The 13266-nt window shown below is 38.8% G+C and carries 12 protein-coding genes and 2 pseudogenes; 10 read left to right on the plus strand and 4 right to left on the minus strand.

Features of this window, described 5'->3' with window-relative positions; genetic code table 11:
* The first annotated feature begins 162 nt into the window (after nt 1–162).
* From ACQKMF_RS00400 to ACQKMF_RS00410, 3 genes are all read left to right on the plus strand, one after another.
* Complete coding sequence (locus ACQKMF_RS00400) at nt 163–648, plus strand: PaaI family thioesterase (RefSeq protein ID WP_101223403.1); 486 nt, start codon at nt 163–165, stop codon at nt 646–648.
* 231 nt (nt 649–879) lie between these two features.
* Nucleotides 880–1335, plus strand: a complete 456-nt coding sequence (locus ACQKMF_RS00405) for a LytTR family DNA-binding domain-containing protein (RefSeq protein WP_101223402.1) — start codon at nt 880–882, stop codon at nt 1333–1335.
* Entirely contained in the window at nt 1335–1751 is a 417-nt protein-coding gene (locus tag ACQKMF_RS00410) for a DUF3021 domain-containing protein (RefSeq protein WP_260359192.1), read from the plus strand. Before ACQKMF_RS00405 ends, ACQKMF_RS00410 begins: the two co-directional genes overlap by 1 nt.
* A gap of 192 nt (nt 1752–1943) precedes the next feature.
* On the opposite strand, the gene ACQKMF_RS00415 is transcribed toward ACQKMF_RS00410, so the two are convergent.
* Both ACQKMF_RS00415 and ACQKMF_RS00420 read right to left on the minus strand, forming a co-directional pair.
* Complete coding sequence (locus ACQKMF_RS00415) at nt 1944–3302, minus strand: MFS transporter (protein ID WP_402939952.1); 1359 nt, start codon at nt 3300–3302, stop codon at nt 1944–1946.
* Between the two features lie 328 nt (nt 3303–3630).
* Nucleotides 3631–4425 (minus strand): IclR family transcriptional regulator, encoded by a 795-nt coding sequence (locus tag ACQKMF_RS00420; protein WP_402939949.1) that lies wholly within the window; start codon nt 4423–4425, stop codon nt 3631–3633.
* 332 nt (nt 4426–4757) lie between these two features.
* Between ACQKMF_RS00420 and ACQKMF_RS00425 the strand changes: the two genes are divergently transcribed.
* The 7 genes and pseudogenes from ACQKMF_RS00425 to ACQKMF_RS00455 form a co-directional block, all read left to right on the plus strand.
* The gene (locus ACQKMF_RS00425; protein ID WP_427572377.1) at nt 4758–6044 is read left to right on the plus strand and encodes a lyase family protein; all 1287 of its coding nucleotides are present in this window, start codon (nt 4758–4760) and stop codon (nt 6042–6044) included.
* A gap of 4 nt (nt 6045–6048) precedes the next feature.
* Nucleotides 6049–7569 carry an aldehyde dehydrogenase family protein gene (locus tag ACQKMF_RS00430; RefSeq protein ID WP_402939946.1) on the plus strand — a complete coding sequence of 507 codons (1521 nt, stop codon included), beginning with the start codon at nt 6049–6051 and terminating at the stop codon, nt 7567–7569.
* A gap of 27 nt (nt 7570–7596) precedes the next feature.
* Nucleotides 7597–8712, plus strand: coding sequence for a Zn-dependent alcohol dehydrogenase (locus ACQKMF_RS00435; protein WP_402939943.1), 1116 nt, complete (start codon nt 7597–7599; stop codon nt 8710–8712).
* 148 nt (nt 8713–8860) lie between these two features.
* Nucleotides 8861–9139, plus strand: coding sequence for a hypothetical protein (locus ACQKMF_RS00440; protein WP_402939940.1), 279 nt, complete (start codon nt 8861–8863; stop codon nt 9137–9139).
* A pseudogene (locus ACQKMF_RS00445) lies at nt 9130–9786 on the plus strand (lyase family protein); the annotation flags it as partial. The gene ACQKMF_RS00440 and the pseudogene ACQKMF_RS00445, both read left to right, overlap by 10 nt.
* A gap of 177 nt (nt 9787–9963) precedes the next feature.
* Complete coding sequence (locus ACQKMF_RS00450; protein WP_427572379.1) at nt 9964–10245, plus strand: hypothetical protein; 282 nt, start codon at nt 9964–9966, stop codon at nt 10243–10245.
* Nucleotides 10246–10324: 79 nt separating this feature from the next.
* Nucleotides 10325–10594, plus strand: a pseudogene (locus tag ACQKMF_RS00455) (DUF3021 domain-containing protein); the annotation flags it as partial.
* 202 nt (nt 10595–10796) lie between these two features.
* On the opposite strand, the gene ACQKMF_RS00460 reads toward ACQKMF_RS00455, so the two are convergent.
* Together ACQKMF_RS00460 and ACQKMF_RS00465 are read right to left on the minus strand one after the other, a co-directional pair.
* Entirely contained in the window at nt 10797–10991 is a 195-nt protein-coding gene (locus ACQKMF_RS00460; RefSeq protein ID WP_427571299.1) for a hypothetical protein, read from the minus strand.
* Nucleotides 10992–11077: 86 nt separating this feature from the next.
* A complete protein-coding gene (locus tag ACQKMF_RS00465) occupies nt 11078–13144 on the minus strand; it encodes a Na+/H+ antiporter (protein ID WP_427571301.1) in 2067 nt (688 codons plus the stop codon).
* Nucleotides 13145–13266: the final 122 nt, after the last annotated feature.

A 13266-nucleotide genomic window follows, 5' to 3' on the forward strand; every position in this document is an offset into this window, starting at 1 on the left:
AACAGGGGCTTTTGTCATTTATCGAGAAAAGGAGCAAGGATTCTTGCAAACTTTTTATGTATGTTATCGATTTCTGCAGTATGTATAAAGCTGAAAGCTCAATAAACTTTCTGGGAATTCTCTTTAGTGATGTTATAATATTCTGAAAAAGGAGGAGAGATGATGGAGGAGATTGTGATAAAAGCGATTCAAGATGATTATCCAGATGCATTTGCATGGTGTTATGGATGCGGTCGTTTAAACGAAGAGGGTCATCACTTTCGAACCGGTTGGCAAGGCGAGCAAACAAGGACAATTTATACACCACGTCCAGAGCATATCGCAATTCCTGGATTTGTTTATGGAGGCTTGATTGCTTCTTTAATTGATTGTCATGGAACAGGCTCCGCTGCATTGGCAATGCATCGTAAAAATGGGCATGAAGTTGGAGATGGAGTGGAGCCTCCCAGGTTTGTGACTGCATCACTGAAAGTGGAATTCGTAAAGCCAACCCCAAATGATGTGCCATTAACAGCCGTTGGGACCATTCATGAGGTTCATCCAAAGAAATGGAGAATCGAAACAGAGGTATTTGCCATCGATAAACTTTGCGCTCGTGGAGAGGTAATCGCTGTGGTGATGCCAAGCACTTTTACAAGCAAAGAGTGATCCGGACCCTTGGAACAGGTCAATAGTAAGCTGATTGATAAAAACGGATTCAAAAGCAGAACAAGTTTTTTTGTATTAAAGGGCCGTCCAATTATTTGGACGGTTATTTAGTGTATCTGAGTATCCATTTCAAGCATGTTATCACTGTAAAGTTACATGTAACCGGAAATCACAAGCGAATTGTCAAAAATATCAATATACTTACATTATAAGCAAAGGGAGGTCGCAGAGTTGAAAATAAACGTAGAGATAGATAAGGAGATCAAGGCGATAGAGGTGCTTATCAGAAATCACGAATGGAATGAGGAAGTCCAGGAACTGATGGAGCGTTTGAAGGAAAAGAAAAGACCGTATTTTGTCGGCAGGAAAGAAGAAATGCAGCACGTATTTCGGGCAGAGGAAATTATCTGTTTATTTACAGAGCAAGATTCCATAATGGTGCGGACGAAACAGGGGACTTTCGAAATGAAAGAAAGGTTATATGAACTGGAAAGGGACCTTCCTGGTAATCAATTCGTGCGATTGTCCAAGTCAGTGATTGCCAATTTAGATGAGTTAAGCAGATTCGAGGCATCTTTCAACGGGACCTTATGTGTGTATTTCCGATCAGGGGAAAAAGAATATGTTTCTCGGCACTATGTTCAAGGAATCAAGAAAGCATTTCAATGGAAAAGGAAGGGATTATGATGAAAACACTATTATTCCGTAGCTTTGTTGGGATTTGCTTTGGGGCACTCGTGATGGTGCTGACGTGTTTTGGAGTGATCGCTTTTGGGGAGGTCACTGCATTAGACAGTGGAATATTTGTAAAAAACGCGATAGGCTGCATATTATGTGGCTGGTTCTTCAGCACGGCAACAATCTTCTTTGAAAATGAAAAATGGAGTTTGTTATCTCAAACCATTCTGCACTTCCTTACTGTCAGCATTCTTTACTTCCTATTATCTTTCTTTGTTGGTTGGATTCCATTCAGCTTAAAAGGATTGGCTATAGGAATTGGGATTTTCATACCTTTCTATATGTTCATCTGGACCGTATTCTATCTCTACTTTCGCTTCCAAGTGAAAATATTGAATGATGGACTTGATAAAAGAAGGAATTGATGGAGAATGGCCAGTAAGTTTTTAGGTAGGAGAAGTAGAGCGTTTCAGATGGCAAATGCATAGAAAATATTCTCAACGAAATGCCTCAAAATAGAGAATGAAGGAAAGGTGCAGTAGCTTAAATAGAAAGAATAAGAACCAGGCCCAGCGAAAAAATCAGCTGATGCCTGGTTGGAAAGGATGTTTATTTACTTATGAATTGGTCTTCCCACTATTACTTGCTTCACTAAGCGATAGTGATTTAGTTTCAGGGGCCCAAGCCATTGATACAATTGCTCCAATAATAAGTACACCTGTGAGACAAAGCATGGTAAATTGAATTCCAATACTTGCAATACCAATTGGAAGTAGGAACGTACCGATTGCTGATCCTAATCTGCTTATGGCTGTCGCAAGTCCAACGCCGGAAGATCGAATCTCTGTTGGAAAGCTTTCGGCTGGAAATACGCCGACCAAGTTGCTGACAGCAGACATAATCAAGGTGAAGATGGCAAAGGAAAGAATCATTAATACTGTTGCACTGCTAGGTAAAACACTTAAAAAAGTAAGAGTGACGATCAATATCATGAATGAGCTGATCAAAAATCCTCGGCGAGTAAATTTAACCGTAAACCAAATACCTAAAAGGGCACCTATAATGAGTAGCCCATTTAATAGAAAATCGGTTCCATAACCTTCACTCAGTCCAATTGCATCTAGAATGCTTGGCAAAAAGGTGTAAATGGCGAAGTAAGGGATAACGAGACAAACGAAAAATATACAATTGAAAGCCGTGCGTTTTCTTATATCTTTACGGAATAAAGTGGCAAAACTGCTATTCGTTTGTACAGGTTTTTCATCATCAAGCACTATATTGGGACCGACATGTTTCTTGACAATTTCCCTGGCTTCTTTAATCCTGCCTTTACTAATCAGCCATCTAGGTGACTCAGGTGTACCCATTCGCAAAATCAAAATGATGACAGCTGGAATCGCAGATGAAGCAAGCATCCACCGCCAAGCGTCTGGAGCGGAGTCAACCGCAAGAATACCGATCAAGTTTGCCACTACGTAGCCAAACGTCCAGACTACACTGAACGCTCCTAATAAAACACCTCGATGTTTACGCGGTGAAAATTCAGCTAACATCGTGTGTCCTACGCTATAGTCGCCTCCAAGGCCAATTCCAAGCAAAATTCTGTATAATACAAGCTCTGCAGGGCTGTCTGCGAAAAACTGTAAAATGGATGCAGCAGTAATGACAATGAAACTAAAGACAAATATTTTTTGCCTTCCAACATAATCAGAGACCCATCCTAATACCAAACTGCCTAGAAAAAGCCCTATTAAAGCAGAACTTCCGATTATCCCAATCCAAAATGGAGTTAAATCCATTTGCGGTGTCAGGAGGGATAGCGCAAATGCAATTATCCCTAAAATATATCCGTCAGTGAAATGCGCCCCGAATGTAAGTCCTGCAATTTTAATATGGAATTTATTTAATGGTGCATCATCTAGTTTAATTGTATGGCTACCGGCATTATCAGTAATTGCTACATTCTTATTTTCCATTGAATCTCCTCCTGATTGATGATGCTAGACCTCGACGGTTATTTGTAGATGTAAAAAAGGTGTATATGAAGCCGCTTATAGAGGGAAGCGTTTTCATTATGGAGAATAAAAAGTTCGTAATATGAACCCTAAGTACGTTATATGAATACACTTGAATTATAATTGCGTATTCGAGTTTTTGTCAAACTTTTATAATAAATTAAAAATCTTCAGTTTAAGGATTGAAATGAGAAAACCGAACAAAAAGAAAACGATGCAGCCATTTACAATCAGTAAATGGCTGCATCGTTTATTTTGTTTCAAATGCGATTGTTTAACCCCTTTTAGCTCAATCTAACTGCTCTTCAATTTTTTTAGCAGCTTCTAGCATTCGATCACTTAAAAGTAAGAGATCTTTTTCTGTTAGGCGAAAACTCGGACCGCCTAGCGTGATGAAAGCGACTAGATTCTTTTTCCTGTCAAAAATAGGAGCTGAAATGGCATTTTCATTTTCATCTAGTTCACCAATCGATGTTCCAACCATTTGAACGGAAATCTTATCAAGTTCTTTACGCAGCTCTACGGGATCCGTAATTGTATATTTGGAAAATGGTTTAAGAGTCTGCTCTAAAAAAATGTTCAACTCCTTCTTGGGTAGCATACTTAATAATATTTTTCCATTGGATGTGCAATGTAAAGGTGACATGGTATGGGTATAGTCGACTAATCTAACGCTATGGTCGGTATCTATTTGATCAATGGTAAGAGTCCCATCATGCTTAGGGACACTAAGTAGAACAGTTTCCCCCACTTCTTTTTTCAATTCTTCCAGCGTTCTTCTAGCTCTTCGTATAAGTGAACCATAAGGATCATTTTGTGAAGTTAAACGATAAAGGGCATATCCGAGCAGGTACCCTTTTGAAACAGGATCCTTTTCTACAAAGCCCTGATTTTCGAGTGTGCCAATCAAACGCCAGGCCGTGGTACGATTCAGGTCAGCTTGTTTGGCCAAATCACCGACTGAAATGGGTGAGGGGCTTTCTCCGATAAACTTCAAAAGCGATAAAGCACGTTCTACGGCCTGTACAGAAGAACTTTCTTTATTATTGGTTTGTTTAGTTGTGGTCTGATTATTATTTTCCATCTTTTTATTATAGCGTAAGAGAACAAAGGAATGTCAATCATTTCAATTTGAAAAGAAGGGCATTTAATTCACCCTAATCAAAAATATTTAGAAAAATTCATTAATTGTCATTGACTGATAAATTACCTGGTCATATAATAGCTATAAGTTCTCGATATGAATTTTATGTTCGTTATATGAACATAAATGGTGGTTATAGTCATCTTGTAGAATAGAGGCTGCAGCGATGACATCGCCTATAGAATAAAAGAAGTTTTGTAGGAGGGATTTCAATCAGTCAGAGTGACAAGTTTGAAAAACGGACAGAAAGAGATAACTTCGGCAAGGTAGATATTCCTAAAAATTCTTTATACGGCATCCAAACAATGAGAACAGTAAAGAACCTGTCTTTCTCGGGTCAATTATTAAAGGATTTTCCTGAATATATTGTGTCACTAGCCATGGTAAAGAAAGCGGCAACATTAGCTAATCTGGAGGCTGGCATTTTAGCTCCATCTATTGGAAGCGCAATTGTAAACGCTTGTAATCAATTAATTCAAGGGGATTATCATGACCACTTTATTGTAGATATTTTGCATGGAGGAGGTGGGATTGGTACGAATATGAATGTTAATGAAGTATTAGCTAATCTAGCAAATCAATCTTTAGAAGGATCTTTAGGTATATATACGCCAGTTCACCCTATAGAACATGTAAACGCTTCCCAGTCTACATCTGATATATGTCATACATCTATCCGGCTGGCAATCGTACGCGGATTTGAACGGTTGGATCAAGAATTAATAAAAATGCACGTTACGATGGATAAAAAATCAAAAGAGTTTATGGGGGTTACCACCATTTCACGAACTTGCCTACAGGATGCGATGCGTGTTCAGCTGGGCGAGGTTTTCAGTGGTTTTGCATCTGTCCTCAAAAGACGTCACCATTCTTTGAAAGAATCCGTCCTATCATTACTCACTGTTAACCTTGGAGCGACGGTTATTGGAAATGGTGTAGGAGCATCGGGGAAATATAAAGAAGTGGTAATCCGGAAATTGAATGAAGTCACAAATATGAATGTAAAACTGCGTGACAATCTATTTGATGCAGCGCAAAACATCGATGACTTGGCTCACATGTCGAAACAATTAAGTTTATTAGCAACATCTCTAATTAAAGTTGCCAAAGATTTAAGATTACTTTCATCTGGCCCGGAAGCGGGATTTTCAGAAATTACCTTACCATCTGTTCAGGCTGGTTCTTCCTTTTTTCCAGGAAAAGTGAATCCAGTCATCCCTGAAACGATGATTCAAAGCTGTTTTCAAGTCCTAGGGTGCGACCGTGTCGTTCAAGCAGCAATGGAACATGGTGAGCTTGATTTAAATATTTTTGAAGGAATGGCCGGTGCCAATATATTGAATGGGTTACAAATGCTGACGAAATCTGCTCATTCCTTTACGGAGCGATGCCTTAAGGACATAGCGTCTAATGAAGAAAGGTGTACAGAGCTTTCAAATACATTTATTCCCGTCATCACGGAATTGAAGGAGAGATTGGGATATTCGGCAGTTTCTAAATTAATGTTAGAGCATGATCGGGAATCTATTAAAAACTTACTAAAAAAAATGGAGGTCTAGACATATGATCCAAGAAAACAAACAGTTTGAAGGAATTGAAGGGCCTAAACTAGAGTGGGCATATGAGTGGCTTAAAACAACGAAAAAACTTTATATCAATGGAAAATGGATGGATAGCTCAGGCAATAAAGTGATTGAATCCATCAACCCGGCTAATGGAGAAATTTTAGGTAATTTTCAACAAGCAGAAGTACAGGATGTAGATACAGCTATACAAGCAGCTAAAGCAGCGTTAGAACAAGGTTCATGGAAAGAAATGAGCAGTAAGGAAAGAGGAAGGGCTTTACTTAAAATCTCAAAGCTTATTCATGAGCACCATGCAGAGCTTGCAACACTGGAAGCACTTGATAACGGAAAATTATATACAGAAGCTTATAACGATGATGTGCAAGAAGCAGCGGATTTATTTGAGTATTATGCAGGATGGACTGATAAGTATTATGGTGAAAATAATCCAGTAGAAGGTAATTTCCTAAGCGTCACTACGAGAGATCCAATCGGTGTATGCGGACAAATTGTACCATTTAACTTTCCAATTCAAATGGCTGTCTTAAAACTATCACCTGCCTTATCGATGGGTAATACGGTTATTTTAAAACCAGCCGATAAAACCTCTTATTCTGCTATTCGCTTGTTTGAGATTATTGATGAAGCAGGCGTATTACCAAAAGGAGTTATTAATCTAGTCCTTGGAGATGGTGAGGTTGGTTCATATATTAGCCGTCATATGGATATTGATAAACTTTCATTCACCGGCAGCACAAATATCGGGAAAAAGTTAATCCACGACTCAGCGGATAGCAATTTAAAACCAGTGACATTAGAACTTGGCGGTAAGTCACCAAACATCATTTTTAGTGATTTTCAAGATTTGGATGCAGCGATCGAGCGTTCTTTTTATGGGCTATTTACACATAAAGGGGAGAAATGTTCAGCACCAACCCGGTTATTTGCCCAACGTGAAATCTATGATGAAGTTGTGGGGAAAATTGCCGAATACGCTAAAAATTATAAATGTGGCGATCCTTTCGACCCAGCAAGTGATCAAGGTGCACAAGTGTCCGAACAGCATATGGAGTCCATATTAAATTACATTGAAAGCGGCAAGGAGCAAGGCGCACGAATTGTAGCTGGAGGAGAAAGGGATACAACCGGATCAAATGCGAAGGGCTATTTTATCAAACCAACTATTTTCGCTGATGTTGATAATAAAATGAAAATTGCACAGGAAGAGATTTTTGGACCTGTCCTTTGCATCATCCCATTTGAAACAGAAGAAGAAGTTGTCAAGAAAGCAAATGATACGATTTATGGACTTGGTGCAGGCCTCTGGACAGGTGATGTTTCCCGTGCGCATCGTGTAGCTAATCAGCTTGAAGCAGGTATGGTGTTCGTTAATAAATATGGATGCTATGACTTTGCAAGTCCATTTGGCGGGTTGAAGCAAAGTGGATGGGGCAAGGAATATGCCATTCATTCATTACAAGCATTTACAAAAACAAAAGCTATTTGGTTCGCATATTAAAAAATACACAAAAAGAGGGATACGACAATGAAAATTAAAGCAGCTATCATGACTGAAGTGGGCAAACCATTATCGATTCAACAAGTAGATCTAAGTGAACCAAAAGCGAATGAAGTTCTGGTGAAAATAAAAGCAACAGGGGTTTGCCATAGTGATTTAAATGCTCTAAATGATCATACGACCCCAACACCGACTATACTTGGGCATGAAGGTTCAGGAATTGTTGAAGCGGTTGGGTTTAATGTTACAAGTGTCAAAGCAGGTGATAAAGTAGCCTTGAGCTGGGTTCCGTATTGCGGGAAATGTGAGTTTTGTGTAACAGGAGATGTGCATTTATGTGAGTCGGCATTTGGCCCAATGTTCGAAGGAACGCTGCTTGACGGTACTTCAAGGCTTAGTAAAGATGGTGAGCAAGTATACCACAACTCTTTATTGTCAACGTTTGCAGAATATGCAGTTGTTCCCGAAATGGCATGTGTAAAGCTACCGGATGAAATGCCTTTGGCACAAGCCTCCTTAATCGGATGCGGAGTGGCGACAGGTTATGGAGCCGCTGTGAATGCAGCCCGTGTAACACCAGGTTCTACAGTCGCCATCTTCGGTATTGGCGGAGTAGGGGTAAATGCAATTCAAGGAGCGCATATAGCTGGTGCCTCTAAGATTATAGCCTGTGATGTAAAACCTGCCAATTTGGAAATTGCTAAACAGTTTGGTGCTACGCATACGATCAATTCAGCTGAAGTGGATGTAGAAGCAGCGCTAAAAGAACTGACAAAAGGTTTAGGGGTTCATTATGCTATTGATTGTTCGGGGCATACTGCTGCGACCGAAAGTGCTTGGAAGAGTACGAGAAAAGGCGGTACTGTCGTTGTCGTTGGCGCATTTAATCCTGAAAAAACTTTGAATCTTCCAGCGGGAGGTTTTCATAGAGTCGGGAAGATATTAAAAGGAAGTTTTTATGGAGACACGCAGCCATTCCGTGATTTCCCGTTGATTGCACAAATGTATTTGGATGGGAAATTTAAATTGGATGAGCTTGTGTTAGATCGTATTGAATTAGAAAATATCAATCAAGCTTTTGACTCTTTCCATGACTGCAGTTGTGTCAATGTGGGAAGAGCAGTGATCGAGTTTCACGATTAATTTTAATACTTAACTCCTTAATTAATTTCACAAAAGTGAAGGTTGTTTAAATTGCTGTCATGAATCAATTTAAACAACCTTCTTTTTTTCTAAAAGAAAAATGAGGTGATGTTGAAAAATGCGTGTAGAATAAGATTTAATGGGAGAAATGGAGATTGATGAGGATATTTATTATGGAATACAAACGGTTCGTGCTTGCCAAAACTTCTCAATTTCTGGTCGGTCGATTGAATCATATCCCCACTTAATTAGAAGTATGGCTTATATAAAAAAAGCGGCAGCGATTTCTAATCACAGTGTAGGGGTCCTTGATCAAGAAAAGAAAGACGTAATTTGCAAAACTGTAGATGAAATAGTGAATGGGGAAAGAAAAATCAATTTCCTGTCGATATTTATCAAGCTGATGGCGGAGTCTCCATTAATATGAACGTCAACGAAGTCATTGCTAACCGGGCAAATGAATTACTGACTGGTAATAAAGGGTATAATTTCGTCCATCCGAATGAACATGTTAACATGTCTCAATCTACGAACGATGTGCTTAAAGTGCAATGAAGATGGCTTGCTTTTCCTATATAGATGATTTATTAATCAGTTTAAATAAAATTGAATGCTCATTGGCGAATAAAACGAATGAATTTTCGAGCGTTGTAAAAAATGGCAAGAACATGCCTTCAAGATGCTGTACCCATTACTCTAGGTCAACAATTTAGCGGGTATCATACTTTTATCAAGAGACAGATAGAAGAAATGAAGAAACTTCAAAAAGATTGCTGGTCTATCGTAATTGGTGCAACGGCAGTGGGGACTGGTATTGTAGCTGCTCCTGGTTACACAGAGAAGATGTATGAATATTTGCCAGAGGTATCACATTTAGCTGTTATCAAAGAGGATAATTTCTTTGATGCCCTGCAAAATGCAGATTTTTATTAAAAAATATCTTCTTGCTTAAAAGGATTATCGAGTGGATTATCAAAAATGGCCAGCGATTTAAGATTACTTTCGTCAGGGACAAGGGCAGGATTTGCTGAAATCAATTTGCCAGCGGTACAGCCGGGTTCCTCCATTATGCCAGGTAAAATCAATCCATGTATACCCGAAATGATGATCCAGGTTTATTTTGATGTATATGGAAATGATCAAACGATTACTTTCGCTGTAGATCGAGGTGAACTGGATTTGAACATCTGGGAACCGATTATTTTGAAAAATATCTTTGACTCTTTTTCTATTTTAACAAATTGTATTACGATGTTTACTGAAAAGTGCCTAAACGGTATTGAAGCGAATAAGGCGGTTTGTTTGAAGAACGCAGAGAATTCGTTATCTTTGTCCGTCGTAATTTCTTCTAGATTCAGGTATAAAACAGCCAATAATATAGCCTTGGAAGCTTACGAAAAAAATATTACAGTAAAAGAAGTAGCGATAGCAAAAGGTTTATTAAATGAGGCGGGAGCGGCTGAATTGCTTAATCCTGAAAACTTAACTGATCCTGTAAAAATGAATCAAGTATTAAACTCAAGAACTCATTAGATGGATTATGACCACGGTTCTTGACCGGGCAAATTAAGACGAATAAGAGAGAGGTAGAGCAGCCAGTGGCTGCCTAGTATGCGGCTGGTTCTTCATCACGGCAACAATCTTCTTTGAAAATGAAAAATGGAGTTTGTTATCTCAAACCATTCTGCACTTCCTTACCGTCAGCATTCTTTACTTCCTATTATCTTTCTTTATTGGTTGGATTCCGTTCAGCTTAAAAGGATTAGCTATAGGAGTTTGGATTTTCATACCATTCTATATGATCATCTGGACCGCATTCTATCTCTATTTTCGCTTCCAAGTGAAAATATTGAATGAAGGAATTGATAAAATAAGGAATTGAGAAGGATCGGCACAGAGGATTGATCAATCAGAGTAAATTGGAAGGGGAATTCGGCTTCTACTGGCAAGTTTAGAGCGAATACTCGTGAGTTTGGCGCTTTTACTAGTGAGTTTGGGCAAATACTCGTGAATTCGGTGCTTTTACTCGTGAGTTTGGAGCAATTACTCGTGATACACAGAAACGAACATGCTTTTTATCTTTGTTATGTACGATGTATCTTGAATTCAAGGAAGAGTTCGTTGTATTGACCTGTCAGCTTCAAGATACTTGTATTAACTGATTTAGGTTCAATTGTAAAAGCTGCAAAACTGAGAGCCATAAAGAATAATGGGAACAGATGCCATGAATCCTCTGGAATTTCGACGAAAGCCCTTATACCTGCTCTATCTACGGTCATTTCATTTTTCCAGAGGTATACATCCTTGCTTTGGAATGTAAATAAAGAGACACCGCTCCCTGTCGTAACGGTGTCTCTAACATTTCTTAACTTTGTATCATTATCATTTCATCATAGATTAAGTTTTGTCTAAGCTCAGTTGCTGTTTGCATGGATATTTGATCATCTTCAACCATTTGTTGAATGATATCACGTTCGATTTGCATTGCAATCAACTGAAAATGACTCACCATCTCTTCAAAGCGATGTGCTTCTTTTTCACTTAATGTTCCGAATGGATTCAAATAACGATTATATCTTTGAATGACAAGCATCACTTCATGACGGTTTTCAGGTGTAGTTTGTTGTTTGAGCAATGAAATGGCTTCCTTTGAAGCTTCTTTTTGGGCTTTACGAAACTCCCGGATCAGGTCCGCATTTTTAACGATGGAGTCCTCTACTTTCGCTTCCCATTTCTTATCCCATTTGACATTGATCTTTTTCTTGAAAAGAATCGCCTGCAAATTGATCCAAGCCCTTTTCAGCGAAGATTTTTGCATATAATTTATGGTTCTTGAAAGATACACTTTATAAAGTTCTAAGGCTGTTTCAGATATAGTTCCTTTTTCGACTAATCCAGAAACGACTTCCAATTCCTTGTTGGTCCCTTGCTCCACTAAATCGCGTATTGTTCGATTATCGGGTCTGTTCGTGATTCCCCGTTCCAAATCAATCAGTTGTTCATTCAAATCTTCCATCACTTGATTGATAGCTTTCTGATTATCCATGGTTGCTTCTTTGCTTAGCTGATCGATCGTTTTATTTAAAACAATTTCATAAGCCTCCTCAGAGGTTAGGCGTTCATCTTTGAATTCAATCGGTGTCTTTACCAGTAATGGCAAGAGAACCGTAGCCAATGTGACGCTTAACAATATAACGCAAGCTGCGATGAACAAGACTGTATTACGCATCGGGAATAAAGTGTCATCTGGCATAAAATATGGTATGGATAAAGCTGTAGCTAATGTAATGGTTCCATGAATGCCGCTAACGGATGTCAAAAATGCAAATCGTGGTCTTGAAACATTCTCCTCATCAGTGTCCTCGCTATCTTCTGGGTGAACCCTGGACATAATGAATTGCTCTAATGGATTCACTCTGTTTTTCGTAAAAGTATCATGCAGGATGTATACCCATATAAAACGGATCACCAATAATAAAAGAACGATCAAGACACTTATCCCAAAAAGAATGCCCCTATTTAAGTTGGACTCAATTTCCTGATAAACACTCGGCAACATAAATCCTAACAAAGCAAATACAAGTCCATTCAAGACATAACCTAATACAGACCATGTATTAGATGATACAATTTGCAATTTAGTTGTGGAATTCTGAAGGCGATCCCGCTCGATGCCATGAATTACACCTGCGGCAACCACTGCCAAGATTCCGGAAACATGGAATTCTTCAGCTACCATATATATGACGAAAGGCGTAATTAGTTCAATGACAATGGACATTGGGATTTCTTCAAGTCCTTGAACCCGTAAAAATAATCGTAATTTAACGATTAAATAGCCCAATAGGATTCCTATAAAGATACCGCCTAATGCTACAAATATAAAATTAAGCGAAGCATCTTTTATAGAAAACACTCCAGTTAAGGCAGCTGCCAGGGCAACTTTAAAAGCGACGATTCCAGCAGCATCATTGAAAAGTGATTCACCCTCAAGGATGGGCATCATGTTTCCAGGCAATTTCAATCCTTTTGTAATCGATTGTACCGCTACCGCATCCGTAGGGGTAATGGTTGCTGCTAAAGCAAAAGCCACAGCCATCGGCATATCAGGTATTAACCAGTGAATGAAAAAGCCTCCTGCAAAAACCGTCACAAAGACTAACCCAAAGGCTAATAACAGAATGGGCTTACGCAATTCAAGCATTTCTTTACGAGACGTATTTTTTCCTTCTGTAAAAAGCAGCGGAGCAATGACACAGATCATAAATAATTCTGAATGAAAATCAAATGATAATTGAAATGGTAATAATGAGAACACTGCTCCCATGGATATCTGATATATCGGAAGTGGGATACGAGGCCATATAGCATTTAATATTGTAGCGATTATTGTGGACACCAATAATCCGAGCAATGTGATTAAGAATGACATAGAATCTCCCTTATCTTCTAATGTTTTAGTCTATTGCCCATGCAATGTATAAAAAAACAGAGGTGTTTAAAAAGCAATATCCATCCTTTAAAAAGTAACCCCTACTTTATGGTCCTGTGTAA

It is taken from the genome of Peribacillus sp. NPDC101480 (assembly GCF_050277335.1).
GTDB lineage: Bacteria > Bacillota > Bacilli > Bacillales > DSM-1321 > Peribacillus.

Coding starts and splice junctions, on each gene's coding strand:
- ACQKMF_RS00400 (WP_101223403.1), top strand. CDS start 163: ATGGAGGAGATTGTGATAAAAGCGATTCAAGATGATTATCCAGATGCA.
- ACQKMF_RS00410 (WP_260359192.1), top strand. CDS start 1,335: ATGAAAACACTATTATTCCGTAGCTTTGTTGGGATTTGCTTTGGGGCA.
- ACQKMF_RS00415 (WP_402939952.1), bottom strand. CDS start 3,302: ATGGAAAATAAGAATGTAGCAATTACTGATAATGCCGGTAGCCATACA.
- ACQKMF_RS00420 (WP_402939949.1), bottom strand. CDS start 4,425: ATGGAAAATAATAATCAGACCACAACTAAACAAACCAATAATAAAGAA.
- ACQKMF_RS00430 (WP_402939946.1), top strand. CDS start 6,049: ATGATCCAAGAAAACAAACAGTTTGAAGGAATTGAAGGGCCTAAACTA.
- ACQKMF_RS00435 (WP_402939943.1), top strand. CDS start 7,597: ATGAAAATTAAAGCAGCTATCATGACTGAAGTGGGCAAACCATTATCG.
- ACQKMF_RS00440 (WP_402939940.1), top strand. CDS start 8,861: ATGGAGATTGATGAGGATATTTATTATGGAATACAAACGGTTCGTGCT.
- ACQKMF_RS00450 (WP_427572379.1), top strand. CDS start 9,964: ATGTTTACTGAAAAGTGCCTAAACGGTATTGAAGCGAATAAGGCGGTT.
- ACQKMF_RS00460 (WP_427571299.1), bottom strand. CDS start 10,991: ATGACCGTAGATAGAGCAGGTATAAGGGCTTTCGTCGAAATTCCAGAG.
- ACQKMF_RS00465 (WP_427571301.1), bottom strand. CDS start 13,144: ATGTCATTCTTAATCACATTGCTCGGATTATTGGTGTCCACAATAATC.